This window comes from uncultured Bacteroides sp., from assembly GCF_902491285.1.
Lineage (GTDB): Bacteria > Bacteroidota > Bacteroidia > Bacteroidales > Bacteroidaceae > Bacteroides.
Genome location: NZ_CABUHK010000073.1, coordinates 1 through 26624, shown reverse-complemented (window position 1 = coordinate 26624; position 26624 = coordinate 1). Strand labels below are relative to the sequence as shown.

The following is a 26624-nucleotide window of genomic DNA, read 5'->3' as shown; positions in this document are numbered from 1 at the left end:
TGATGATAGGGTTTCTAAGAGAAAGCCCTGCGAAAGTAGTTTTTAAATCGGTCATGGTCATGATGATTGGTTAAATATTATAATTGCGTTCTCCGAAAATCTTGCTTCCCACCCGTACCAGGGTACTTCCTGCGGCGATAGCCTCGTGATAGTCATGTGACATTCCCATCGACAACTCCCGGAAGTCGTCCGAGCCGGCGAACCAAGTTTCTTTGAGCTCATTAAAGAGCCTATCAAGTAAACAGAATTCCCGGTTGATTTGTTCTATGTTGTCGGTGTTACTGGCCATTCCCATCAATCCGCAGATGCGCACGTTGGTGAGTGCTTTCCATTCTCCGGTGTCCAGCATCTCCCGGCATTCTTCAGGGCTGAAACCGAATTTGGTTTCTTCCTGCGCCACGTGTATCTGCAACAGGCAGTTGACGGTGCGTCCCGCTTTGACAGCTTGTTTGTTGACTTCCGCGAGTAGTTTATAAGTATCAATCCCATGTATCATCGCTACGTATGGTATCATGTACTTGATCTTGTTACTTTGCAGGTGTCCGATAAAATGCCATTCGATGTCTTTGGGCAAACTTTCGTATTTAGCTGTCATTTCCTGCACCTTGCTTTCTCCAAAAATACGCTGTCCCGCCCGATATGCTTCTTCTATCGCTTCGTTGGGATGGAATTTTGAGACAGCAACCAGCCGGACTCCTTGCGGGAGTTCGGCTAGCACTTGCTTTAAATTGTCAGCAATACTCATTGTCACTTATGCTTTTGACGGATCAAACTCCGGTTTGTCATTCGGGCCGGCACTGTAAGGATATACATCCATCAACGGTGTTTCGGATACCATACCGATTTGATAATCCGCCATTGTTCCTTTCATTCCTTCGTCCAGTTTCTTCACTGCGTCACGCAAGTCGGCAGCTTGTACCAGCACTTGTGTGGAAGTCTTTTTCTCCGCACCGCTTTTTTCATCCAGCGTGATGAAAATAAGTTTGCATTTGAACCAGCGGTCGGCACTTTCTTCGTCACTGGGAAAAAGTTCGCTATAGTTAGCACGTTTGATGTCAGAAACGGTAAACTCTCCTGAAATAAACGGAGTCATTTCTTCGATGATTCGTGCTTCGGCTTCTGTAAAGCTAAGCGCGTCAACGAGATAGGGTTCGGTTACTTTTTTCTGCATTCCGTTCTCCATTACTTTCTCATAACGGATTTTACATTCAAACCATGTATGCATTGCCATAATTTTCTTCCTTTTTAATTAATTGATATATGTAAATTGCCTACAAAGATAAACAAAATACCAAAGTAAGTGCCGAAAGCTTTTTATTTTCTTTTATGCAGATTTTTGAGTTCGAATGAAAGCATGATACGGAAAAGTCCGATAATGAGGAAAGTAAAAGAAATCATGTACACCGCGTAGAGTGCTCCGATGGCAGGCTGCCATAATATCAGTAGTGAGCAGAGGATGGCAAGGATGCCGAAAGCCATATACCAGCCCCAGTCGCGGGTTCCGTAACGTTTCAGGTCGATGGAGTAACCGGTAGAGGAGAAGCCGCGGAACATAAGCCAGAAGGCGATGATGAACGGAATGACTTCCATACTGACTATCGGATAGGCTACGAGATAAATACCCAGTACGAGGTCTATCAGCCCGCCTACTACATACCATCCCCAACTGGGCACGCCTTTTTTATTGCTGATGGCAAAGATGATTTCCAGAATGCCGCTTATCAGCATGGATACACTGAAAACGATGCTTAACGCTACGTAACTGCTCAGCGGAGAGAACATGAGCCAAAGGGCTACAATTATATACACGACACCTAAAAGAAGGGAAGTCCACCAGTTTTTTACTGAATGTTGAATCTCATTGAATACTGTTTCCATACATTTTATATTTTAAATTGAATACTAGAGTGATTTCGTTGTGGAATAACAATTTGAATTTAGAAAAGTTTTTTCGTGAACATATTTTGGGTAATAGTTGTTTTCTATATAAAGTAAATTTTAAATATAAATGCATTATGGCAACAACAAATTTCAAAGGACAACCGGTGAAACTGATCGGTGAATTTATACAAGTAGGTAAAGTCGCTCCTGACTTCGAACTGGTGAAAACGGATTTATCTTCTTTCTCGCTGAAGGACTTGAACGGTAAGAATGTGATTCTGAATATTTTTCCTAGTCTGGATACAAGCGTGTGTGCTACGTCTGTACGTAAGTTTAACAAGATGGCTGCCGGGATGAAGGATACAGTCGTGCTGGCTATCTCTAAAGACCTCCCGTTCGCACACGCACGTTTCTGCACGACAGAAGGTATCGAGAATGTGATTCCATTGTCAGACTTCCGCTTCTCTGATTTTGACGAAAGCTACGGGGTGCGTATGGCGGACGGTCCATTGGCAGGGCTTCTGGCACGTGCGGTAGTCGTAATCGGCAAAGACGGTAAAATAGCTTATACAGAGCTTGTTCCTGAGATTACACAGGAGCCGGATTATGACAAGGCACTGGCAGCCATAAAATAATATAAGTATAAAGTAGTATTTGCGGCTGAAAATGCCTGCGGCTGATACTTATCTAAAGATTTTGACCTAATGAGAACTGGTAATGAGCTTGGTATCTCGCCAAACTTATGTTCTTGTTAGGTTGTGTTTTTTCTACACTAAACCTCAACGATTATCATGAACAAGATGAAAACTCTATTCATCGCCCTGTCATGTATGGGCGCTGGAACTCTTTCGGCTCAGACTGCCGATAGTACACAAACTTCTCCCTGGACAAAAGAAGGATTTGCCGGACTGAAACTAACGCAGGTCAGCCTTACCAACTGGGCTGCCGGTGGTGATAATTCCGTAGCTTTTGACTTACAAGGTACTTACCAAATTAATTATAAGAAAGGAAAGCATCTGTGGAACAACCGTATCGAGCTGGCTTATGGATTGAACAAGACCGGTGAGGACGGGACAAGAAAGGCGAATGATAAAATCTACTTGAATACGAATTATGGTTACGCCATTGCCAAGAACTGGTATGCGAGTGCGTTTGCCACTTTTCAGACCCAGTTCTCTCCGGGATATGACTATTCGGTCAATAAGGATGTTTCTATTTCTGAATTTATGTCTCCGGGTTATCTGACTACGGGTTTGGGCTTCACGTATGACCCTGGCAAGATATTTACGGTCGTATTGTCTCCTGCTTCCTGGCGCGGTACATTTGTCCTGAATGACCGTCTCTCTGATGAAGGAGCTTACGGAGTGGATCCCGGCAGGCATTTGCTGTCCAGCTTCGGTGCCAACCTGAAGGGGGAAGTGAAATATGAATTTCTGAAAAATATGACTGTATATTCACGTCTGGACTTATATTCCGATTATTTGCATAAGCCGCTGAATATAGACGTCAACTGGGAAGTGCAGGTGAATATGATTATCAATAAGTGGTTCTCGACTACACTTACTACCAACCTGGTGTATGACGATGATGTGAAGATTGCGCAGAAAGACGGGACGAAAGGTGCCCGTGTGCAGTTTAAGGAGATATTGGGAGTAGGGGTGCAGTTCAATTTCTAAAATTAAAGAGAAAATTCAGGCACGGATTTCAAAGATAAATCCGTGCCTGAAATATATTATTTTTTCTTCATCCCTTTATAAATCAGGAATGCAACGATAAATATGCCGATGGCAATAAATCCGTAGCCTATTTCATGGCTGTATTCCGTCACTTTGGCTATAAGCTGTGCCTCACTTTCAATGCCGGGAACTTTAGCCAGATGATAACCGATGATTGCCAGGATAGTATTCCATAATCCGGCTCCCAAAGTAGTATAGAGCAGGAAGGTATGCAATTTCATCTGAGCCAGTCCGGCAGGAATTGAAATCAGTTGCCGGACAGCGGGAATCAAACGGCCGATAAAGGTGGAAAGTGCGCCGTGTTTGTCGAAATAGACTTCGGCGTTGCGTACTTTGGCTTCATCAATGAGGCACATATGTCCGATACGGCTGTTGGCAAACTTGTAAATGATGGGGCGTCCCAACCATTTTGCTAGATAATAGTTGATTAACGCTCCGATATTAGCCCCGATAGTAGCGAACAGAACCACCAGATAAATATTAAGCTCGTCGTTGACTGCTGCTTTGTAGGCAGCCGGCGGGATGACCACTTCCGAAGGGAAAGGTATAAAAGAACTTTCGATGGTCATTAATAAGGTGATAGTCCAATAATTCAAATGATCCAGACACCACTGGATAAAAGCTACTGATTCCATGTCTTTTAGGGATAGAGTTTATTAAATTGATTATTTATCTTTTTTTTTGCTCTCTTTTTTCATGCGCTTTAATACCTCTTTAAGAGTCTTCTCGTCTTCCTTCCTATGATTGGGGTTGGCAAGCAAGTCCAGAATGACATCTGAGTCGAGCGGATTCTTACATTCATTGTTGTATTTGAAGAAATCCTCTATTTCGTTGCTCATCAGGCTGAGAACGCTCAGTTTTTCCGTTACCAATTCATACTTCGGGTCGAGCTGGTATGCCATCTCGTAGTATTCTTTGGCTTCATACAGATAATCATTGTCCGAATAAGTGGAAGCTACCATATAGCACATATCTACGCCGGGATTAATTTCCATTGCTTTTTTGAATGATTTTTCCGCCTGATCTTCCTTTTCTTCCATCAGATATACTTTTCCATCCGTCAGATAGCTAAGTCCTTCGTTCGGACCTAGTTTTTTGGCCTTATCGCAGAGCAGGTGAGCTTCTTCATATCTCTCCAGATGGGCGATGGCATAAGCCTTGCTGGTATATGTGTCTATCAATAAGATAGAGTCACTGTCTCCTTCTTTTTCAAAAGAGTCGATTACTTTCGTATAATATTCGTCTGCCTTCTGCCAGTCTTCTTTATTGGCGTATGACAGTCCTATGAACATATAGCCCAATTCGGGTGGAATTGCCTTATACTCAATAGCCTTTTGATAATTCTCGATGGCTTCGTCCGCATTGTTCAGGTAGAAAAAGCTATGTGCTTTGTAAGCATAGGCTTCTCCGCATTTCTCGTCGGCTGCCAGTGCGAAATCGCAAGCTTCGATCGTCTTGTCTACTTTCTCTTCGATGAAATGGCATTTTGCCAGTCCTACCCAGTAAGAGGCATTATATGGAGCTATGTCGATCAGCTTGTTGTAGGTTTCGACGGCAGCTTCATTCTGTTGTGTGGCAAGCAGGTAATCAGCCGTAAGAGCCAGATAGTCCTGATTTCCGGCATACCGGGATTTACCTCTGTCTAGCCATTCCTTGGCATTCTCAGGATAGCCCAAGTCCAGGAAGAGATATACAATGTCGGTGAGGCTAACGAATTCGCCGGCATCCTCTATCGAATTTAAAAGTTCTTCTGCTTCTTCCAGCTTACCTTCGTTGAGCAGGAGTTCGGCTTTCAGCATTTTCACATTAGGTTCATACTCTTCGGTGATTGTAGCGGCTACTTTTTGGGCTTTTTGTAGTTTTTGAGTGTCCAGATAAAGATAGGCCTGCTCTATCAGTAAGTCAGTGTTTCCCGGATGCAGATGAAGTCCGTATGTGATGGCTTCCTGTGCTTCGTTGAATTTTCGTTCGGTGGCATACCAGTCAGCGATGTCAGCCAGTTGATCTCCGTCCAGATAGATTTGTTGTTCTTTAGCTTTTGCAGCTTCGTAGTTTGTGATTAGTTCGACAAGTTCCTTTCTTGCGGACGGTGAATTTTTTCTACCCATTTTAATTTTATCGTTTTTTGATTGCTAAGATGGGGCTGTTGCAAAAGCTTCATACTTTCTTTTGTCACAGCCCCATTTTATAAAGTTAAGCCAATTGGCTTTGTTATTTATTAATCTTGCCCCAAGTGTCTTTCAAGCCTACTGTGCGGTTGAACACTAGTTTTTCCGGGGTTGAATCCTTATCTATGTTGAAGTAACCGATTCGTTGGAACTGCAGGTAGGAGAGTTGTGGCAGAGTTGCTGCGAACTTCTCTATGTAACAGTTGGTCAATACCTTCAATGAATCAGGATTTATAATTTCCTTCATGGCTTCCAGAGCGTCGCAGTTTTTAGCTTCGCGGATAGCCGCCAGTTCGTCACGTGGATTTTCTACTTTCCACAGGCGGTCGTACAAACGCACTTCTGCCTGCATACAGTGGTTGCAGCTTACCCAGTGCAATGTACCTTTCACTTTGCGGTTGGCATCGGGCATACCGCTGCGGGTATTGGCGTCGTATTCGCAATAAACCTCTGTAATCACGCCGTTCTCGTCTTTCTTACAACCGGTGCATTTCACGATATAGGCATTTTTGAGACGTACTTCCTGTCCCGGCGTCATACGGAAATATTTCTTGGGAGCATCTTCCATGAAGTCCTCGCGTTCTATCCACAGTTCGCGGCTGAACTCGATGAGGTGGCTTCCTGCTTCCGGGTCTTCCGGGTTGTTGATGGCTTCCAGTTCTTCCACTTGTCCTTCCGGATAGTTCGTGATAATGAGTTTCACGGGATTGACAACTGCGGATACACGGATAGCGCGGCTGTTCAGGTCATCTCGAAGGGAGCTTTCCAGCAAGGCGATGTCATTCAATGCATCATAAGTAGTGTAACCGATTTTGTCGATAAACTTATGGATGGATTCCGGAGAATAACCGCGACGGCGGAAACCGCAGATTGTCGGCATACGGGGGTCGTCCCATCCGTTCACCAACCCTTCTTTTACCAGAGTCAGCAGGTTGCGTTTGCTCATCAGCGTATAGCTCAGGTTCAGCTTGTTGAACTCGGTCTGGCGGGGGCGGTTGTCGTTCAGGTCTTTTCCTTCTTTCAGCCAGTCGATGAAGAGGTCGTAGAGCGGACGGTGTACCACAAATTCGAGGGTACACAGTGAATGGGTCACTCCTTCGAAGAAGTCACTCTGTCCGTGGGCGAAGTCGTACATCGGATAGGCTTTCCATGTAGTGCCCGTACGGTGGTGCGGATGCTTCACTACACGATAGATAATCGGGTCGCGGAAGTGCATGTTCGGGTTGGCCATGTCAATCTTGGCACGGAGTACCATGGCACCTTCTTCAATCTCGTCGCTGTTCATTTTCTTGAAAAGCTCCAGGCTTTCTTCGATAGGACGGTTCCGGTAAGGGCTTTCCACACCCGGCTGGGTAGGAGTGCCTTTTTGCTGCGCAATCAGTTCGGAACTCTGTTCGTCGATATATGCTTTTCCTTCTTCTATCAGGCGGATAGCGAAGTCCCATAACTGCTGGAAATAATCGGAAGCGTAGTATTCATTTCCCCAATGGTAGCCTAACCACTGGATATCCTCTTTGATAGCTTCTACATATTCCACATCTTCCTTGGTAGGGTTTGTGTCGTCGAAACGAAGGTTACATACACCGCCGTGTTTTTCTGCGATGCCGAAATCAAGGCAAATAGCTTTGGCATGGCCGATGTGAAGGTATCCGTTAGGTTCGGGCGGGAAACGTGTCTGCACTTTTCCACCGTTTTTACCCTCTTTCAAGTCTTTTTCTACTGCCTGCTCTATAAAGTTCAGGCTTTTCTTTTCACCTGCTACTTCTTCGTTTTTAATATCTGTCATAACGATTTATGTTAATACATGATTCAGGCTACAAAAGTAGGACATTTTTTTTATTTAACCGGAATATAACCGCTCTTTTTTATAATGTCCTGTCCGTCGGGTGAAAGAATATATTGAATCAGAGGATCGACTTGTTCCTTGTTCTTTACATTGTAATAGTAATAAAGCGGGCGCACGATGGGGTAGGTCTTGTTGGTAGCGTTTTCTACTGTGGGCGTGGCGTAGTGGCTTCCGTCATAAGATACGGAGAGCGTTTTGACGCGGGGGGATACGTATGCCAGTCCGACGTATCCGATAGCTCCCTTTGTCTGGCTGACGGATTGGATGATGGCGCCCGTTGCCGGCATGGAAAGGCTGCTCGCCATATAGTTTTTATTTTTCAGGACACTCTCTTTGAAAAACTCGTAAGTACCGGAAGAGGTTTCGCGGGAGTAAACCACTATCTTGCGGTCGTCTCCGCCTACTTGCTTCCAGTTGGTTATCTTTCCGCGGAAAATATCTTCCAGTTGTTGGCGGGTGAGTTGTTTTACCGGGTTTGAAGGGTGTACCACTACGGCAAGGGCATCGTAGGCCACAATTACTTCGTCCACTTCTTCTTCGGCTGCTTTGATTTTCATCTTTTCGCTGAATTTTATCGGCCGGGAGGCCATTGCGATGTCCGTAGTGTTGTCCATCAGGGCGGAGATGCCGACACCGGTTCCACCGCCGGTCACGGTGACGCGGGCATCGGGATACCGGTTCATAAACCGTTCTGCTGTCTGTTGCGCGACGGGTAATACCGTGTCGCTACCTTTGATGCGTTGTGCACTGGCACTGAGCGAGAGCAGGGAAAGGGCTATTAGTAAGTTTCTTCTTATTTTCATAATGATTCTTTGTTTATTGCTGATGCAAATAAAGCAATCGGATATTACATTTCCGTTTCATGTGGCGGGGAAATGATACTTGTAATACAAATGTAACAGGATTGAAACATTTCCTTCAAACGTTAGTCACACCGCCTTAATAAAGAGATGCTTTCTTTGCATCAGAAATCAACAGGTATGAAGAAGGTTTTAGAAAAGATTATAGAAGGAGTGTTGACTTGTAGCGGCTTCGTAACAAGTATTACTATTTTGCTGATTGTGCTCTTCCTGTTTACGGAGGCCTTCGGGCTGTTCAAGAGTAAGGTGATTGAGGAAGGATATGTGCTGGCACTGAACAAGACGAATAAGGTAAGCGTACTGAGCCCTGCTCAGATAAAGAATGTTTTTGACGAGGAGATAACGAACTGGAAAGAATTCGGTGGGGAAGACCTTCCTATCCGGGTCTTCCGTTTAGAGGATATCACGCAGTATTATACGGAAGAAGAGCTTGGTCCTGCTTATGAGTATGCAGGCGACAAGATTACGGAGCTGGTAGAGAAAACGCCCGGTATTGTGGCGTTTGTGCCGCAGAAGTTTATTATTCATCCGGACGCGGTGCATTTCATAGAAGACAACACGATTTCCGTGAAAGATGTGTTTGCGGGTGCCGAATGGTTTCCTACGGCTACTCCTGCCGCACAGTTCGGTTTTCTGCCATTGATTGCCGGTACGCTGTGGGTGAGCCTGTTTGCCATTCTTTTCGCTTTGCCGTTCGGGCTGTCGGTTTCTATCTATATGTCCGAGGTGGCGGATCCGAAAGTACGGAACTGGCTGAAGCCCATTATCGAATTGCTGAGCGGTATTCCTTCCGTTGTCTATGGCTTTTTCGGACTGATTGTCATTGTCCCGATGATCCAGAAAATGTTTGATCTTCCGGTAGGGGAGAGCGGACTGGCGGGCAGTATCGTGCTGGCTATAATGGCATTGCCTACCATTATAACGGTGACGGAAGATGCGATGAGGAATTGTCCGCGTGCTATGCGGGAGGCGAGTCTGGCATTGGGGGCTACGCAGTGGCAGACTATATATAAGGTGGTGATTCCGTATTCCATATCGGGTATTACTTCGGGGGTGGTGCTTGGCATCGGGCGGGCTATCGGAGAGACGATGGCGGTACTGATGGTGACAGGCAATGCAGCCGTGATTCCGACGACGATTCTTGAACCGCTGCGTACCATACCGGCTACTATTGCGGCAGAACTGGGAGAAGCACCCGCCGGCGGGCCGCACTATCAGGCTTTGTTCCTGCTGGGTGTCGTTTTGTTCTTCATTACATTGATTATCAACTTTAGCGTGGAGTACATTTCCTCTAAAGGATTAAAACGTAGTAAATGACATGGAAATAAAGAGTAATAATAAGGCCAAACACCGTTCGCAGAAGATTGCTTTCGGAATATTCCGGTTGTTGAGCCTTTGCATCGTGCTGATATTGTTTGCGATTTTGGGCTTCATCATTTATAAGGGGAGCGGCGCTATCAGTTGGGAGTTCCTCACGTCGTCTCCTACGGACGGAATGACAGGGGGCGGCATTTGGCCGGCTATTGTCGGAACCTTCTATCTGATGGCGGGCAGTGCGTTGTTTGCTTTCCCGATAGGGGTGATGAGCGGAATTTATATGAATGAATATGCCCCGAAAGGTAAGCTGGTGCGTTTTATACGGGTGATGACCAACAATCTGAGCGGTATTCCTTCTATCGTGTTCGGCTTGTTCGGTATGGCGTTGTTTGTCAATTATATGGGTTTCGGGGATAGCATACTTGCCGGTTCATTGACGTTAGGTTTGCTTTGTGTGCCTTTGGTTATCCGGACAACGGAAGAAGCGTTGAAAGCGATTCCTGACAGTATGCGTGAAGGCAGCCGGGCGTTGGGAGCGACGAAGTTGCAGACCATTTGGCACGTCATTCTGCCAATGGGGATGCCGAATATTATCACGGGGTTGATTTTAGCGTTGGGACGTGTCTCGGGTGAGACGGCACCGATCCTGTTCACTTGTGCCGCATATTTCCTGCCGCAGTTGCCAACGGGTATTTTGGACCAGTGCATGGCACTGCCTTATCATTTGTATGTGATTTCTACGAGCGGAACGGATATGGAAGCACAGTTGCCGTTGGCTTACGGCACGGCTTTGGTGTTGATTGTGATTATTTTGCTGGTGAACCTGCTGGCAAATGCATTGAGAAAGTATTTTGAAAGAAGAGTAAAAACGAATTAAGTTAGTATATGGATACAGTGAAAATAGATACGCGTGACGTGAACTTCTGGTATGGTGATTTCCATGCATTGAAAGGTATCAGCATGCAGATTGAGGAGAAGTCGGTCGTTGCCTTTATCGGGCCTTCGGGCTGTGGGAAGTCTACCTTTCTCCGGCTTTTCAACCGAATGAACGATTTGATTCCCGCTACCCGCCTGGAAGGAGAAATCCGTATCGACGGGCAGAATATCTATGCGAAAGGTGTGGAAGTGGACGAGTTGCGCAAGAATGTGGGAATGGTGTTCCAGCGTCCCAATCCTTTCCCGAAAAGCATCTTCGAGAATGTGGCTTACGGGCTTCGGGTGAATGGGATAAAAGATAGCGCTTTCATCCGCCAGCGGGTGGAAGAGACGCTGAAAGGAGCGGCGCTTTGGGATGAAGTGAAAGATAAGTTGAAGGAGTCGGCTTATGCATTGTCCGGCGGGCAGCAACAGCGTCTTTGCATTGCCCGCGCGATGGCGGTGTCTCCTTCGGTACTGTTGATGGACGAGCCTGCGTCTGCGCTCGACCCTATCTCTACGGCAAAAGTAGAGGAACTGATTCATGAACTGAAAAAGGACTATACGATTGTTATCGTCACGCATAATATGCAGCAGGCGGCTCGCGTGAGCGACAAGACTGCTTTCTTTTATCTGGGCGAAATGGTGGAGTTCGACCAGACGAAAAAGATATTCACCAATCCGGAGAGAGAGGCTACTCAGAATTATATAACGGGCCGCTTTGGCTAATGCATCCATGTCTGGAATGCAGTTAACAGAATATTAATCATTTATATATAATAGATTATGGTAAAGTTTATAGAATCGGAACTCATCCTGTTGAAGAAGGAAATTGATGAAATGTGGACGTTGGTGTATAATCAGCTTGACCGTGCCGGAGAGGCTGTCTTGACACTTGACAAGGAACTGGCTCAACAAGTTATGGTTCGTGAGCGCAGGGTGAATGCTTTCGAGTTGAAGATAGACAGCGATGTGGAAGATATTATCGCATTATACAATCCGGTGGCAATCGACCTTCGTTTTGTTTTGGCGATGCTGAAAATCAATACTAATCTGGAGCGTTTGGGTGATTTTGCAGAGGGAATCGCGCGTTTTGTGATTCGTTGCAAGGAGCCGGTACTTGACGCGGAACTGTTGAATCGCCTTCGTATGGCGGAAATGCAGGCAGAGGTATTGTCTATGCTGGAACTGGCGAAACGTGCCTTGAACGAAGAGAGCATCGAACTGGCAGCGGGGATATTTTCTAAAGATAATTTATTGGATGAAATCAATGCGGAAGCTACCGGAATTTTGGCGAATTATATCATTGAGCACCCGGAAGCAGCACTTACTTGCGTCGATTTGGTCAGTGTATTCCGTAAGCTGGAACGCTCCGGCGACCACATTACCAATATCGCCGAAGAAATCGTCTTTTTCATTGATGCAAAGGTCTTAAAGCACCGTGGAAAGACAGAAGAGCACTATCCCGGGAAATAAATATTTGCATATTTTTAAACAGAAATTAGGGCTCCTTAAAAAATTGTCTTATATTTGTCAACTGTAACGGACAAGTTACGGGTGTTCTTGCTTCAAATGATAATAAATCCAAAGATTTTTCAAAAAGATGTTATATGACATGTTTTATAATTTGGATAGTATCGGTAAAAGCACCTATATTTGCACCGTTATCCTGAAAACAATCTTTTTACCTTAAAAAAAACTAATACCTATTGAAAACTGAAAAAGGAGCTTTGTGAAAAGCCCCTTTTTTTATGCTCTTATTTTTCTTTCCTGCCAGCTTATTTGTATCTTTGGACCCTATAAAAAGAGTATTTTAAATCGTAAAATCGTAAATAACATTATGTTTTCCGGAATCGTAGAAGAATATGCTACTTTGGTAGCGCTGGTGAAAGACCAGGAGAATATACACTTTACATTTAAGTGTTCGTTTGTGAATGAGTTGAAAATCGACCAGAGTATTTCTCATAACGGCGTATGTCTGACGGTGGTGAGTATGACGGACGAGACATACACTGTAACTGCCATGAAAGAGACACTGGAACGTTCTAACCTCGGTTTGCTGAAAGTGGGAGATAAGGTGAATGTGGAACGCAGCATGATGATGAATGGTCGTCTGGACGGTCATATCGTGCAGGGACATGTAGATCAGACTGCAACCTGCGTTGACATAAAGGATGCGGAAGGAAGTTGGTATTTCACTTTCCGGTATGCGTTTGACAAGGAAATGGCGAAACGGGGATATATCACTGTGGACAAAGGTTCGGTAACTGTGAATGGTGTCAGCCTGACGGTATGTAACCCTACGGATGACACTTTCCAGGTAGCTATCATTCCTTATACTTATGAGCATACTAATTTCCATACATTTGAGATTGGAAGTGTGGTGAATATCGAGTTTGATATTATAGGCAAGTATATCAGTCGGATGATTCAATATAAGTGAGATGGAAGATAGTGAATTTCTGCAATTAGTGCTTTCCCGTCAGAGCGACCGCGCGTATGATAAAGAACGCCCGGTGGAAGTGGAGAAGCTGGAACGGATTATTGAGGCGGGGCGTATGGCTCCTTCTGCCTGCAATGCGCAGCCGTGGAAGTTTGTGGTGATAACCGACCGCGAATTGGCTTTGAAGATTGGCAAAGCGGCGGCAGGGCTGGGAATGAATAAGTTTGCCAAGGATGCTCCCGTGCATATACTGATTGTGGAAGAATCGGCTAATATCACTTCTTTACTCGGCGGGAAAGTGAAGGATAAGCATTTTCCGCTGATTGATATCGGTATTGCTGCTGCTCATATCACATTGGCTGCTGAAAGTGAAGGGCTGGGATCGTGTATCCTGGGCTGGTTTGATGAAAAGGAAATGAAGCGGCTGACGGGGATTCCTGCTTCCCGACGTGTATTGCTGGATATTGCGATAGGGTATCCGGTGAAAGAGAAGCGTAAGAAGATGAGGAAGCCGAAAGAGAAAGTGGTTTCGTATAATCGCTACTGATTGAAAAATAGATTCTCAGATTAAAAAAGAGAGGGCTGTGATGAAAAAACTTTCGATCACAGCCCTTTATTGTTTATTTTTTCTTTGATAATTCTTTCAGCAGATGGTCTACTGCTGCTTTCAACTGGGCGTCTTCCCCTTTCAGACTGGCTTCCGGTTCATTGTAGACTAGGATGTCGGGTTGTAAAGTCTGGTTCTCAAGATATTTTCCTTGCATATCCATACAACCTACCTGCGGGATGCCGAATACGATAGACGGGTCGATTTGCCGTTCCCACCATACGGCAGTCATGGTTCCCGCGACAGGAGTACCTATTAATTTACCAATGCCTAATGTCTTATATACGTATGGGGTACCGTGCGCGTTACTGTAATTGTCTTCACAAGTCAACATGCATGACGGTTTCAACCATTTGTTAAATGGGTCGCTGCCGATGTATTGTCCGCGTGGAACGAAACGCTGGTATTCTTTTCCGTTGAGCAGCGTTACTACATCATCGTGCAGCCATCCGCCGCCATTATGGCGAGTATCCACGATAACTGCTTCTTTATTGCGGTAACGTCCCAACAGTTCGGAATACATCTTACGGAAGCTCGGGCTATCCATTCCTTTGATGTGTACGTAGGCGATACGTCCGCCGGATAGTTCTTCTACTTTTTGTGCACAGCGTTTTACCCAACGTTTGTAGAGCAGTTCGCTTTGAGCCCCGTAACTGATGGCTTTCACTGTCTCTTCAAAACGTTTCTTGGTAGCGGGGTCATATACGGTAAGTATGACTTTGCGTCCTACTTTTCCTTCAAATAACGGGAAATAATCTGCGTTGGCTTCAATTACCTTTCCGTCCACTTTTTCGATGATGCATCCTTCTTTTACATCTGTCTTTTTCTGAGTGAAAGGACTCTGAGCCATAATCTCTTTGATTTTCAGTCCGGCGCCATCGTATGATTCGTCATAGAATACACCTAAGGCAGCGGTAGGTAGCGCACTGCTTCCTGCTCCATAGCGGGCTCCGGTATGTGAAGCGTTCAGTTCTCCGAGCATTTCGCTCAGCATTTCGGCGAAGTCATAATTGTTATTGATATGAGGCAGGAAGCGTTGGTATGCTTCTTTGTATCCTTTCCAGTCGGTACCTTGAAGGTCGGCAACATAGAATTTGTCGTTTACTTGCTGGTAGACGTGGTCGAAGATATAGGCACGTTCCTCATAAGGACGGTAATCGAAGAAAGCCTCAAAGCTAATCGGGGTGATTTTGCTGCCGGCAATTTCGATTTTCTTCAGTTGTCCGCCTGTGCACATAAAGATGTTCTTTCCTTCTTTGTCGGGTATCAATGCGCCACCGCCAACTCCTTTCAATAATATTTTAGTACTGTTCTCTTTCAGTTTATGTTCCCATAAATCATAGCCGCCTTCAAATGCTGCAAGATAATAGAGTGCGTCACCTTTCGGAGTAAGTACGGCATCGCCGAGCCGGGAGGAATTTACAGTCAGGCGGACGATACGGTCAAAGCGGTTTTCGAGGTCGAAAGTCAGCGGTTTTACTTCTTCTTTCTCTTTCTTGTCCGAATCTTCTTTCTTATCTTCCGTCTTGGTTCCTTTTTTATCTTTCTTCTTGTCGGCCTTCTCTTTCTCCGCCTTTTCCTTTTTGTCTTTCTCCGCTTTCTCGGCTTTTTCCGCTTCTTCAAGTAAAGCGAGGTCTTCCTTGCTCATCATAAAACGGTTGTAGGCATCTACGTCGAAGAACATGATATAAGCATCGCTTTCGCTTCCCCAGCTACCATGGCTGCGGTATCCGGTACGGTCGCTGTTCCATATCATTGCTTTTCCGCCGAGTACCCATTTGGCATTGCTGTCGCCATATCCGCTTTCGGTCAGGTTGACCATTTCACCTTTACCGTCAGCTTTCAGCAACACGACATCTTTATTGTTCCAGCCGCCTATACCAATGAAGTCCGAAAGAATCCATTTACTGTCGGGGCTCCATTGGAACCATTGGTCGCCGTCTGCATAGGAATACTGGTATTTGGCATCCATCACGGTGCGTACAGCCTTGCTTTTCAGGTTGATGACACGGATAGCGGTGCGGTTTTCCAGGAATGCTATTTCCTTGCCGTCAGGGCTGAATTGTGGTTCGAAAGAAGCAACATTGGATTTTGTCAGGCGTTCCTCTTTCAGTTCGGTAGCATAAGTGAATTGTTTTTCGTCTTTACGCACGATGGTTGAAGTATAGAGTTGCCAAAGTCCGTTGCGTTCAGAAGAATAGACTAGCGTCCGTCCGTCGGGAGAGAAGCTCAGGTTGCGTTCCTGGTCGGGAGTATTCGTGATTTGTTTCGTTGTCTTGTAATCGATTGAAGTAACGTAAACGTCGCCGCGCATGATGAATGCCACCTCTTTTCCTTTAGGGGATACGGCAATGTCGGTAGCGCCGTTCGATCTGATTTGGCGGATGATGTCTTTGTCGTTCTTGTCCGACAGGATAGTAACGTTTACTTTCTGCGGTTTTCCACCCGGAGCGAGTGTATAGATTTCACCGTTATAACCGTAGCAGAGTTTGCCGTCGGCAGCTACGCTTAAAAAGCGGACGGGATGCTTGGTGTGGAAAGTAATCTGTTTGGCGGTAGCGGCTCCGGGAGTACGTTGGAATACATTGAAAGAGCCTTTTTCTTCACTCAAGTAATAGAATGACTGTCCGTCGGGAGCCCATACCGGTTCGCGGTCTTCACCACCGAAAGTGGTTTGTTTCTGGTAAACGGGTGTCTTTCCCGGAGTATACATCCAGACATCACGGGCGATAGGGGACACCTGATGCTTGCGCCAGTAGTCCTCGTATCCTTTCTTATCCTGATAGAGCAATCTTCCGTCTTTATTGATAGAGATACATTCCATCGGCATGGATGAGAACATAACAGGGCGTCCGCCTGTTACGCCTACTTCATATACCTGCTGGAACTGGCCGGAAGGAAATCCGGCATCTTCAGTAGAGGGCGTGATATTAGCTGTGAATAAGATATGCTTATTGTCTTTGTAAGCAATGGGTTTCTCACTGCCGGAATGGGTAGTCAGTCGTTGGGGGACTCCGCCGTCTTTGGATACAACGAAAACATCGAGACTTCCCATACGGTCGGATGCAAAGGCGATCTGCTTGCCATCGGGACTCCATACCGGTTCTGTGTCAAAAGCCGGATTAGTGGTGATTTGTGTTGCACGTCCGCCCGTAGCCGGCACGGTGTAGATGTCTCCTTTGTAAGTAAAGGCAATGGTAGTACCGTCCGGAGAAAGCGTGCAATGACGCATCCATAGCGGAGATTCTTGTGCCGTGATTGCTCCTGCAAAGCATAGGGCAATAGCACTGAGTAGTAGTTTCTTCATTTTTTTTTAATATAATTGTGTTTAAGTTCATTTCCATGATTTAAGGCATCACTTTTTTATAAGTCCTTCAGTAATACCTTACTTGCCTTTTTATAATATTCCTCTCTGGATTCGGTCAGCACTTTCCATTCGTCGCTGAATTCTTCGTCTTTATCAATCTTGAAGTTCTCCGAACCATAGGTGTCCAGACGGTCGAGCAGAATAGCTACGTTCAGTTGATTGATATCCATTGACGGCTGATAGCCGATTTCCTCACTTTTGGTGTCTGTGACGACTTCATGAATCAAAGCTATCTCCTGCAATTGATAAAGCACTTGATTGGTGAGCCGGATCGGTATCTTATGTTCTTCCGATATTTCCGAAGCTGTATAGGGCGGCTCGTTCTTTTCGAATCGTTTGGCTATAAGAGACATAATCAGGATAGAGATAAAGTCGCGGTAACGGCGGCTGATATTTCTCGTATCTTGGTCGAAGCTGAAACTTTGGATATTCTGTCCCGCATATGTCAGTTCCGCCCCGAACAGGCAGATAGTCCAGGATATTTGCAACCAGAGAAGGAACAAAGGTAAGGCGGCGAAACTACCGTAGATGGCATTGTACTTCGATACTCCCAACTGGCTGCTGATATATAGGTACTGAAAAACCTGATAGGCGGTTCCCGCCAGGACTCCTGCGATAAATGCATGTTTGAATTTCACTTTTGTGTTCGGCATAAAGATATACAGCCCTGTGAACATCAGCCAGGTTAGGACGAAAGGGATGAGGCGTATCGCAAATTTCATGATAGGGGCCAGCAGTACGAAGTCGTCCATCTGCTTGAGCATGGTACCTACGAAAATGGAAAGACCGCCGGAGACTACAATCAGAATCGGCATCAACAGGAACATGGAGAAATAATCCGTAATCTTGCGGTACATGGAACGCGCTTTCTTCACTTCCCAGATACGGTTGAATGTGATTTCTATATTGCTGACCAGATTGATAACCGTCCATAGCAACATCACCAAACCGATTCCGATGAACAGACCACCTTTGGTCTGTGAAAGATATGAATCTACAAAGGAGAGGATGGCTTCCGTGGTTTCTATGTTTCCCCCGAACCCGTTGCGCAATTGATGTTCCATCAAACTGTCGAACCCGAATCCGCGTGCGATGGCGAACAGGATAGCGAGTATCGGGACAATGGCAAGCAGGGTACTGTATGTCAGAGCCGATGCCTTATTTGCCATCCGGTCTTTCGTAAAACGGTTGATACAGAGATAAATGGTCTTAATGATATTGTAGAGCGAGAACTTAGTCCTGGTCACTTCACCTTCCGTAATGCGCCAGATGTCATACGTAAGGAATTTCCATATATCAGTGATTTTCTTCTTCATGGCTCAGAGTTTAAAAAAAGAAAAAGCAGTCAGCCTGTAAGCCGAGTTCTGTACCTTATTATAAATAAGGTGCCTGTCATTTATCTGAGTGGCGTGTCACCACGACACTTTAGCGGTCTACCCTCCGACATGGAGCGAGCAACTCTCATAACGCCGGTTTACATGACCTTACAACTCCTAAGACGTACAGCCCGACATGTCACCATGCGGCTGGTGGGCTCTTACCCCACCTTCTCACCCTTACCTCTCCCCAAAAGGAGCGGCGGTTATTTTCTTCTACGTTACTCTACCCTCGCGGACAGCTTTCTGTTAGGAAGTAGGATGCTCTGTGTTGCCCGGACTTTCCTCCTGCACGAAACGTGCACGCGACAGACCGGCCAACTGCTTTAGACTGCAAAAGTACGTCATTTATTTTGTTTTCGCCAAAGAAAGTGTCACAAATAGAAATAATTTCTACCTTTGCTATCTATAAAACGTGATTCGATGAAGAAAAATATCCTCTTTTTCTGCTGTTTTCTGGTGATGGCCGCAATGGGGCTGAAAGCTCAGGAAATACGTCCCATGCCTGCTGATTCCGCTTATGGGGTAGTACATATTTCTGTTTGCAATATGCGCGAAGAAGGTAAGTTTACCTCCGGCATGAGTACGCAGGCATTATTAGGAATGCCGGTCAAGGTGCTTCAATATACCGGTTGGTACGAGATTCAGACACCGGACGATTATACCGGATGGGTACACCGTATGGTAATCACCCCTATGTCTAAAGAACAATATAATGAATGGAACCGTGCCGAAAAGATTGTGGTCACTTCGCATCATGGATTCACTTACGAGAAACCGGACGGGAAATCGCAGACAGTCTCCGATGTGGTAGCAGGCAATCGCTTGAAGTGGGAAGGAAATAAAGGGCATTTCTATAAAGTGTCTTATCCGGACGGCCGGCAAGCCTATATCCCCAAATCTATCTCGCAACCTGAAAGCAAATGGAGAGCGTCACTGAAACAGGACGTTGAAAGTATTATTGGGACGGCATATACTATGATGGGATTCCCTTATCTTTGGGCGGGTACTTCTTCGAAAGGGGTGGATTGCAGCGGCTTGGTTCGGACGGTGCTTTTTATGCACGATATTATCATTCCGAGAGATGCATCGCAACAAGCATATGTGGGGGAGCGTATCGAGATAGCGCCCGATTTCTCCAATGTGCAGCGCGGAGATTTGGTGTTTTTCGGTCGGAAAGCAACTGCCGGGCGAAAGGAGGGAATTTCTCATGTGGGCATCTATCTCGGAGACAAGCGGTTTATTCATGCTTTGGGTGATGTGCATATCAGCAGTTTCGAGCCTGCCGATAAGAATTACGATGGATTTAATACGGGACGCCTGCTTTTTGCTGTCCGCTTCTTACCATATATAAATAAGGAGAAAGGTATGAATACTACGGAACGTAATCCTTATTATCTGCCGCAATAATCCTTTTATCGTCTTACCATAACTTTGAAAACATGCAAAACAGAAGAGATTTTTCCCGTATGAACTGAAGTTGAGGCATTCTGCCGACCTGAACGGCAACCTGCTTATCTCTAACGACCGCTTTAGAGGGGTAGAGGTAGTGAAGGGAAAAGTCACCCTGAATGATTTACCCGGAATAGGTGTCATGAAAATATAGTCTTACTGAATGAATGTCAGAGTGTTAATGACAACTGACATACAACGAATGTAAATTTGTCAGTTGTTGTCGTTAACCGCTGTTAAGCCCTAAATATTCTCTGTTAAAAGAGGACAAAAAAGTGTGACAAGTAGAATAAGTGAACGATATTTGTTATTATTTTAACGTCGTAAAAGTTAAAACAATGTCGAATATTAACATTTTAAAGAATTATAAATCATGAAACAGACAACAAAGAACATTCTGGGAGTAGGAGCTATCGTTCTTCTTAGCTCAGGAGTTGCAGGATTGACAACTTACAAATTGTTGCAATCTAACGAGGCTGCTACAGAGACATCTTTTAATGAGATGTTCAAGCAGAATCCCAATGTCAAATTGGCTGCTTTTGACGCGGTAAACGCCCAACCTGTCGATTTGACTCAAGCTGCGGAAAATTCGCTTCATGCTGTTGTACATATAAGGTCTACTCAAGAAGCTAAAACAAGAACGGTTCAGCAAGCGCCGGACATTTTTGATTTCTTCTTTGGTGATGGACGCGGACAGCAGCGTCAGGTACAATCTCAGCCCCGTGTTGGTTTTGGTTCGGGAGTGATTATCTCAAAAGATGGTTATATCGTAACGAACAACCACGTAATCGAAGGTGCGGATGAAATCAGTGTGAAGCTGAATGACAACCGTGAATTTAAAGGACGTGTGATTGGTACCGACCCCAGCACTGACCTTGCATTGGTGAAAATTGAAGGGGATGATTTCCCGACTATTCCGGTCGGAGACTCCGAAGCGTTGAAAGTAGGAGAGTGGGTATTGGCAGTAGGTAACCCGTTCAATCTGAATTCTACTGTAACTGCCGGTATCGTAAGTGCAAAAGCCCGTTCGTTGGGAGTATATAATGGTGGTATAGAGTCTTTCATCCAGACGGATGCTGCTATCAACCAGGGTAACAGTGGTGGCGCATTGGTCAATGCCAGAGGTGAACTGGTAGGTATCAACTCTGTGCTTTCTTCTCCGACAGGGGCATATGCAGGGTATGGTTTTGCTATCCCGACCAGCATTATGACGAAAGTCATTGCCGACTTGAAACAATATGGAACTGTACAGCGTGCGTTGCTCGGTATCCGTGGCGGTTCTATCGGTAGCAGTTTGATGGACGACCGTCAACCGATTGATAAATCCGGTAAGACACTGGCAGATAAAGCTAAAGAACTGGGTGTTGTAGAAGGAGTATGGGTTTCTGAAATCGTAGAGAATGGTTCTGCTGCAGGAGCTGATATCAAAGTGGATGACGTAATTATCGGTGTGGATAATAAGAAAGTATCTAATATGGCTGACTTGCAGGAAGCACTCGCTAAACATCGTCCCGGTGACAAAGTGAAAGTCAAACTGATGCGTGACAAGAAGGAAAAGACCGTTGAAGTAACGTTGAAGAACGAACAGGGTACTACCAAGATTGTGAAGGACGCAGGTATGGAAATCCTGGGAGCTGCTTTCAAAGAGTTGCCGGATGATTTGAAAAAACAATTGAATTTGGGCTACGGTCTGCAAGTGACGGGAGTTTCCTCCGGTAAGATGTCGGATGCAGGCGTTCGCAAAGGATTCATCATCCTGAAAGCTAACGACCAGCCGATGCGTAAAGTCAGCGACCTTGAAGAAGTAATGAAAGCTGCCGTTAAGTCACCCAATCAGGTATTGTTCCTGACAGGTGTATTCCCTTCCGGTAAACGTGGATACTTTGCAGTTGATTTGACTCAGGAATAAGGTATAAAATAAGGTAACAAGATACGGGATAAGCTAATGAATTAGAAAAAGGATGCCGATAGACAACTTGTCGGCATCTCTTTTTGTTTTATTAGTAGAAAAATTTAGTGTAAAAGTTACTTAATTTTGTATGTTAACAAATTATTTGTCGTAACTTTGCACTCCAAATCTGTTTTTAAAGAATGAGACAACTAAAGATTACCAAAAGTATCACTAACAGAGAGAGCGCTTCTCTTGACAAGTATTTGCAGGAAATCGGCCGTGAAGACCTGATTACTGTCGAGGAAGAAGTAGAACTCGCTCAACGCATTCGTAAGGGTGACCGTGTGGCATTGGAAAAACTGACACGTGCCAATCTTCGTTTCGTCGTATCTGTGGCCAAACAGTACCAGAACCAGGGTTTGAGTTTGCCTGACTTGATTAATGAAGGCAATTTAGGACTGATAAAGGCTGCCGAAAAGTTTGATGAAACACGTGGATTCAAGTTTATCAGCTACGCTGTATGGTGGATTCGTCAGTCTATTCTGCAAGCATTGGCAGAGCAATCGCGTATTGTTCGTCTCCCGTTGAACCAGGTAGGTTCGCTGAATAAAATCAGCAAAGCCTTCTCGAAGTTCGAACAGGAAAACGAGCGGCGTCCGTCTCCCGAGGAGTTGGCAGACGAACTGGAAATCCCTGTTGATAAAATCTCTGATACACTGAAGGTATCCGGCCGTCATATTTCGGTGGATGCGCCTTTTGTGGAAGGAGAAGACAACAGCCTGCTGGATGTGTTGGTGAACGATGATTCGCCTATGGCGGACCGTTCTCTGGTTAATGAGTCTCTTGCGAGGGAAATTGATAGAGCTCTTTCTACGTTAACCGATAGAGAAAAAGAAATCATTCAGATGTTTTTTGGTATCGGACAACAGGAAATGACATTAGAAGAAATCGGCGATAAGTTTGGCCTCACACGTGAGCGCGTTCGTCAGATTAAAGAAAAAGCAATTAGAAGACTTAGACAAAGTAATCGTAGTAAATTGCTCAAATCTTACTTGGGATAAGTAAGAAATATCAGTTTCTGAAAGAAAAAGAATTTGAGTCGCATAAGTCGCACTTTTCATTATGGAAGAATGTACTTATGCGACTTTTTATTTGATAACCGTCCGCTGTTGGTTCTATCTTAATACTATGCTGGTTATATGAAGAAGTTTATTTTAATCCTGTCTGTTTTTATTCTCCTGGGAGTGGGGTGGATGGCGTACGGGAGATGTACTGCCTCCAAAACTGCCGTACCTGCTGAAACCGAACAGCGCTTGCGTGAAAAAGCGCAGGCGGCAAAGGCTTATTGTTCGAAAAACGGATATAATACGAACTACTGCTTCCTGGTAGATTTCAGCCTGCATTCGGGAAGAAGGCGGTTCTTTGTATGGGATATGAAGGGGGGATTCTATCAAATATGCCAGTCTGTGTGCGCATGGATACGGTAAGAACAGTACGGTTTCCAAACCTGTTTTCAGCAATGTGGAAGGGAGTTACTGCTCTTCTTTGGGGAAGTATAAAGTAGGGATACGTTCGTACAGCAAGTGGGGGATCAATGTACATTACAAGTTGCATGGATTGGAAGCGACAAATGATAATGCTTTCAAGCGTACTGTTGTCCTGCATTCTTATTCTCCTATGCCTGAAACGGAAGTTTATCCGATGCATCTTCCGTTGGGCATCAGTCAGGGATGTCCTGTAATCTCCGATGAAGTGATGAAAGAGGTGGATATATTGCTCAAGGCAGCAAAGAAGCCCGTCCTGTTATGGATCTATGACTAAGAAATGCTATTTCTTCAAGATAAATAGAGGTTGTTTCCTCTTTTTTGTTACCTTTGCCACAATTAAAATTATATGATATGAAATACGTAAAAATACTATTTGCCATCGCACTTGTGTTTACCATGTGCTCCGCTTTTTCCTTGAAAAAAGACCATTCTAAACCTGTTTATGCTTTTGGAATCTCTGCTTCATTCACTGATTCAGTAGTCTATTTTACGGACATTCAGATATTGGACAGCGCAAAAGTTAGCAAGGAAGGATTCTTGGCTCATCGTGAATTATATAGTTATCAGTTGAAGAATTTCTTAGAAGATAATCAATTGCAGCAGAATAGTACTTGTATGATTTACTTCTCCGAAAACAAAAAGAAGCTGGAGAAGGAAGCAACGAAAATCCTGAATAAATATAAGCGGAGCAATAGAATAACGGTATCGCGGATTGATGGTGAAAAGTTCCGCTTTACGAAACCGGAAGAATAATAACTGATTTGTTAATATGATAAGAGATGCAGTTTGGCATCTCTTATTTTTTATCTTTGTCACGTTAAACATGAAGATATTATGAAAAATATTAAAATATTATCGCTGTTTGTATGTCTGGTAGCTTTTTTATCTGCTTGTAATAATGATGAAGATGAGAAAAGAGGGGAGCAGTTGCGTACGGTTTTGGTTTATATAGCAGGTGATAATACTCTTCGCGCTTTTGCAACAGAGGATATGGCTGAGATGATTGAAGGCATGCAGTGTGTAGACGATAAATCCTATAATTTATTGGTTTATATTGATAATAGTTCAACCCCGAAATTGGTCAGGCTGAAAAAGGACAAAAAAGGTAATGTTGTGCAAGATGTGATTGCTGCATATGAAGGACGAAATTCTGTGGATGTTTCTAATATGAAGGAAGTTATAAATACAGCGTTTTCAGAATATCCTGCTCAAAGTTATGGGATGGTTTTGTGGTCTCATGGAGAAGGTTGGCTTGAATATGAAAATCCTAAAACCCGCTGGTGGGGACAAGATACGGGCGGAAAAGATTATAGGATGAATATTTCTGATTTACGTGAGGTGTTGTCTGTTGCTCCTCGTTTAGATTTTATTCTTTTCGATGCATGTTTTATGCAATCAGTTGAAGTTCTTTATGAGTTGAAAGAGTATGCAAATTATATTATAGGTTCTCCGACAGAGATACCGGCGCCGGGCGCGCCTTACCAAAAAGTAATTCCGGCTATGCTTTCTAGCACGGCAACTGCGGTGGGAATCGGAAAGGCTTATTTTGAATTTTATGCGGATGAGAATCTTTATACCGGAGATTTGCCACGTGATTGGGAGTTGGGCGACCCTTGGACTGCAGGAGTCTCGGTTTCTGTTGTCAATACTTCCATGTTGGAGCAGTTGGCTAATAGTACTTATGAAATTATTCCGAAATATATTAAAGACAAGCAACCGATAGCTGTATCAAATATACTTTGTTATGATTGCCGGTATTCTACTAGATATTACTATGATTTTGATGGACTAATACGTTCTTTAGGCAGTGAATCTGATGAATATGCTGCTTGGAAATCTGCTTATGACGCTGCTGTTCCTTATTGGAAAACGACTCCAAATAATTATTCAAGCTATGTTGGCAGCTTTTCTATGAGTGGTGCTGCCGGACTTTCTACTTATATATTTCGTGCGTCCAATGAGAAAGCGGTGAATCCTTTTTATCGCCAGTCGTTGCAATGGTACTCCGCTGCCGGATGGAATGAAACAGGTTGGTAACTGAATTGAAGACTATATAACAATGAATACACAAAATCTTACTCCTTTGACACCGCAAAAAGACATGCAAGTTCATGGCTGGCTTTCATTTTTTCTTTTTGTTGTAGGTTTCGGTGCAGCAATAACTGTTGTTGTTTCGATTGCTAGTTTTTCCTTAGATGCTTATGATACGGGGCTAGGGGCTTTCTTTACCTACTTTATAGCATTAATTGATATTGCTTACACTTTGGGAATTGCCGGATTGGCTATTTATACTATACTAGCTTTTCTTCATAAACGTTCGAATGCGGTTTTCTTAGGGAAAAGTTATCTGGTCGTGATTTTCCTTTCCAATGTCTTACAATTGTTAGGGGGTGATTATGATGATTATGGCTTAGGAAGTCTTTCACAGATTGTACGAGCTTTGATTTTGGGGGTTATTTGGTTTGTCTATCTTTGTTTGTCAGAACAAGTTTCGGATTTGTTTCCCAAAGAAGAACGGAAAATTTTAGGCAGAGATAAGTATATAGTCGGCTCTTTAGTATTAACTCCTGTAATTCTATGGGGGATTTTATTGTTGGTTTATTTGGGTAGCGTCTCTACACCGCTGGATGTATCTTTGGAATATGGTGAGTATAGTGATGGTACTGTTGTTTTCCGTGCACCTGAAAATGCCCTTTGTGAAAAGACGGATACGCTTGATAATGTGTATCATACTTTTGCAATTGGTGATAGCATATGGGGAACCGTGATTGGGGTTTATGATACTAATACGGGTGAAGAATATTTCAAAGAGTGTGTTGAGTCATGGCGCGATGCAGAATTGGATGGTTACGATTTCTCAGTTCTTGATACACATAAAGAAGTGGTAAATGGAAGCATTATGCGTATGCAATCTGTGAAATATGAAACTCGTCCATCGTTAATCTGGCAGTTCTCTATATTGTTCAGCCCTGAAACGGGTAAGGCATGCATTGCTTCTTTGTATTCCACAGCAGAGGAAACTGAAAATATAATGAATGTTCTTATGTCTTCCGTGCGTTTTAAATAGACATATTTGAACAAGCAACTGTTTGGCTTATAACTTGAATTTAGTGTTTCCCGAAAAAAGTTTTGTTGAGTTTTGCCCTCATACCCTCATAAATATCTTGAATCCCCTTGTTCATCGTTGTTTCCTCTATGGTAGCAGGTCGTTTTATCCC

Annotated in this window: 23 protein-coding genes, 1 other RNA gene and 2 pseudogenes; 16 read left to right on the top strand and 10 right to left on the bottom strand. The window is 44.4% G+C overall.

All coding sequences use genetic code 11. From position 1 onward, the window contains the following. Positions 1–70: 70 nt before the first annotated feature. From RDN93_RS16875 to RDN93_RS16865, 3 genes are all read right to left on the bottom strand, one after another. Positions 71–745 (bottom strand): YggS family pyridoxal phosphate-dependent enzyme, encoded by a 675-nt coding sequence (locus RDN93_RS16875; RefSeq protein ID WP_308746593.1) that lies wholly within the window; start codon positions 743–745, stop codon positions 71–73. Positions 746–751: 6 nt separating this feature from the next. After that, positions 752–1231 carry a DUF4494 domain-containing protein gene (locus tag RDN93_RS16870; RefSeq protein WP_005678170.1) on the bottom strand — a complete coding sequence of 160 codons (480 nt, stop codon included), beginning with the start codon at positions 1229–1231 and terminating at the stop codon, positions 752–754. An 83-nt stretch (positions 1232–1314) separates the two neighbouring features. Then, on the bottom strand, positions 1315–1878 hold the full coding sequence (locus tag RDN93_RS16865) for an HdeD family acid-resistance protein (protein WP_308746592.1): 564 nt from the start codon (positions 1876–1878) through the stop codon (positions 1315–1317). A 137-nt stretch (positions 1879–2015) separates the two neighbouring features. Between RDN93_RS16865 and tpx the strand changes: the two genes are divergently transcribed. Together tpx and RDN93_RS16855 are read left to right on the top strand one after the other, a co-directional pair. Beyond that, positions 2016–2516, top strand: coding sequence for a thiol peroxidase (gene tpx, locus RDN93_RS16860; protein WP_308746591.1), 501 nt, complete (start codon positions 2016–2018; stop codon positions 2514–2516). Between the two features lie 156 nt (positions 2517–2672). Then, the gene (locus tag RDN93_RS16855; protein ID WP_308746590.1) at positions 2673–3557 is read left to right on the top strand and encodes a DUF3078 domain-containing protein; all 885 of its coding nucleotides are present in this window, start codon (positions 2673–2675) and stop codon (positions 3555–3557) included. 56 nt (positions 3558–3613) lie between these two features. Here RDN93_RS16855 and RDN93_RS16850 read toward each other — a convergent pair whose 3' ends face one another. The 4 genes from RDN93_RS16850 to RDN93_RS16835 form a co-directional block, all read right to left on the bottom strand. After that, on the bottom strand, positions 3614–4252 hold the full coding sequence (locus RDN93_RS16850) for a DedA family protein (RefSeq protein ID WP_308746589.1): 639 nt from the start codon (positions 4250–4252) through the stop codon (positions 3614–3616). Positions 4253–4282: 30 nt separating this feature from the next. Further along, positions 4283–5725, bottom strand: a complete 1443-nt coding sequence (locus RDN93_RS16845) for a tetratricopeptide repeat protein (protein ID WP_308746588.1) — start codon at positions 5723–5725, stop codon at positions 4283–4285. A gap of 103 nt (positions 5726–5828) precedes the next feature. Continuing rightward, positions 5829–7571, bottom strand: a complete 1743-nt coding sequence (locus tag RDN93_RS16840) for a glutamine--tRNA ligase/YqeY domain fusion protein (RefSeq protein ID WP_308746587.1) — start codon at positions 7569–7571, stop codon at positions 5829–5831. A 50-nt stretch (positions 7572–7621) separates the two neighbouring features. After that, positions 7622–8434 (bottom strand): phosphate ABC transporter substrate-binding protein, encoded by an 813-nt coding sequence (locus RDN93_RS16835; protein WP_308746586.1) that lies wholly within the window; start codon positions 8432–8434, stop codon positions 7622–7624. 177 nt (positions 8435–8611) lie between these two features. Between RDN93_RS16835 and pstC the strand changes: the two genes are divergently transcribed. From pstC to RDN93_RS16805, 6 genes are all read left to right on the top strand, one after another. Next, positions 8612–9808: a phosphate ABC transporter permease subunit PstC gene (pstC, locus tag RDN93_RS16830; RefSeq protein WP_308746585.1), complete on the top strand. Its 1197-nt coding sequence runs from the start codon at positions 8612–8614 to the stop codon at positions 9806–9808. 1 nt (position 9809) lies between these two features. Further along, on the top strand, positions 9810–10685 hold the full coding sequence (gene pstA / locus RDN93_RS16825; RefSeq protein ID WP_308746584.1) for a phosphate ABC transporter permease PstA: 876 nt from the start codon (positions 9810–9812) through the stop codon (positions 10683–10685). Between the two features lie 8 nt (positions 10686–10693). After that, positions 10694–11452 carry a phosphate ABC transporter ATP-binding protein PstB gene (pstB, locus tag RDN93_RS16820; RefSeq protein WP_308746583.1) on the top strand — a complete coding sequence of 253 codons (759 nt, stop codon included), beginning with the start codon at positions 10694–10696 and terminating at the stop codon, positions 11450–11452. Between the two features lie 57 nt (positions 11453–11509). Continuing rightward, positions 11510–12199 (top strand): phosphate signaling complex protein PhoU, encoded by a 690-nt coding sequence (phoU, locus tag RDN93_RS16815; RefSeq protein ID WP_308746582.1) that lies wholly within the window; start codon positions 11510–11512, stop codon positions 12197–12199. Positions 12200–12563: 364 nt separating this feature from the next. Then, positions 12564–13166 carry a riboflavin synthase gene (locus RDN93_RS16810; protein ID WP_308746581.1) on the top strand — a complete coding sequence of 201 codons (603 nt, stop codon included), beginning with the start codon at positions 12564–12566 and terminating at the stop codon, positions 13164–13166. A 1-nt stretch (position 13167) separates the two neighbouring features. Then, entirely contained in the window at positions 13168–13713 is a 546-nt protein-coding gene (locus RDN93_RS16805; protein WP_308746580.1) for a nitroreductase family protein, read from the top strand. 73 nt (positions 13714–13786) lie between these two features. On the opposite strand, the gene RDN93_RS16800 is transcribed toward RDN93_RS16805, so the two are convergent. The 3 genes from RDN93_RS16800 to rnpB form a co-directional block, all read right to left on the bottom strand. Beyond that, positions 13787–17080, bottom strand: a complete 3294-nt coding sequence (locus RDN93_RS16800) for a S41 family peptidase (protein ID WP_308746579.1) — start codon at positions 17078–17080, stop codon at positions 13787–13789. 56 nt (positions 17081–17136) lie between these two features. Then, entirely contained in the window at positions 17137–18456 is a 1320-nt protein-coding gene (locus RDN93_RS16795; RefSeq protein ID WP_308746578.1) for a YihY/virulence factor BrkB family protein, read from the bottom strand. Positions 18457–18477: 21 nt separating this feature from the next. Further along, positions 18478–18841: RNase P RNA component class A (rnpB, locus tag RDN93_RS16790), an RNA gene on the bottom strand. Positions 18842–18939: 98 nt separating this feature from the next. Here rnpB and RDN93_RS16785 point away from each other — a divergent pair. From RDN93_RS16785 to RDN93_RS16750, 8 genes and pseudogenes are all read left to right on the top strand, one after another. Next, complete coding sequence (locus RDN93_RS16785; protein ID WP_308746577.1) at positions 18940–19926, top strand: C40 family peptidase; 987 nt, start codon at positions 18940–18942, stop codon at positions 19924–19926. An 82-nt stretch (positions 19927–20008) separates the two neighbouring features. Next, a pseudogene (locus RDN93_RS16780) lies at positions 20009–20122 on the top strand (dipeptide epimerase); the annotation flags it as partial. Between the two features lie 219 nt (positions 20123–20341). Beyond that, complete coding sequence (locus tag RDN93_RS16775) at positions 20342–21877, top strand: trypsin-like peptidase domain-containing protein (protein ID WP_308746576.1); 1536 nt, start codon at positions 20342–20344, stop codon at positions 21875–21877. A 182-nt stretch (positions 21878–22059) separates the two neighbouring features. Then, complete coding sequence (locus tag RDN93_RS16770) at positions 22060–22920, top strand: RNA polymerase sigma factor RpoD/SigA (RefSeq protein ID WP_002561589.1); 861 nt, start codon at positions 22060–22062, stop codon at positions 22918–22920. 138 nt (positions 22921–23058) lie between these two features. Further along, positions 23059–23680 (top strand): annotated as a pseudogene (locus RDN93_RS16765) (murein L,D-transpeptidase catalytic domain-containing protein). A 77-nt stretch (positions 23681–23757) separates the two neighbouring features. Then, the gene (locus RDN93_RS16760) at positions 23758–24159 is read left to right on the top strand and encodes a hypothetical protein (RefSeq protein WP_121767081.1); all 402 of its coding nucleotides are present in this window, start codon (positions 23758–23760) and stop codon (positions 24157–24159) included. 81 nt (positions 24160–24240) lie between these two features. Further along, positions 24241–25443: a clostripain-related cysteine peptidase gene (locus RDN93_RS16755; protein WP_308746575.1), complete on the top strand. Its 1203-nt coding sequence runs from the start codon at positions 24241–24243 to the stop codon at positions 25441–25443. Positions 25444–25465: 22 nt separating this feature from the next. Beyond that, entirely contained in the window at positions 25466–26473 is a 1008-nt protein-coding gene (locus tag RDN93_RS16750; protein ID WP_308746574.1) for a hypothetical protein, read from the top strand. Positions 26474–26624 lie beyond the last annotated feature (151 nt).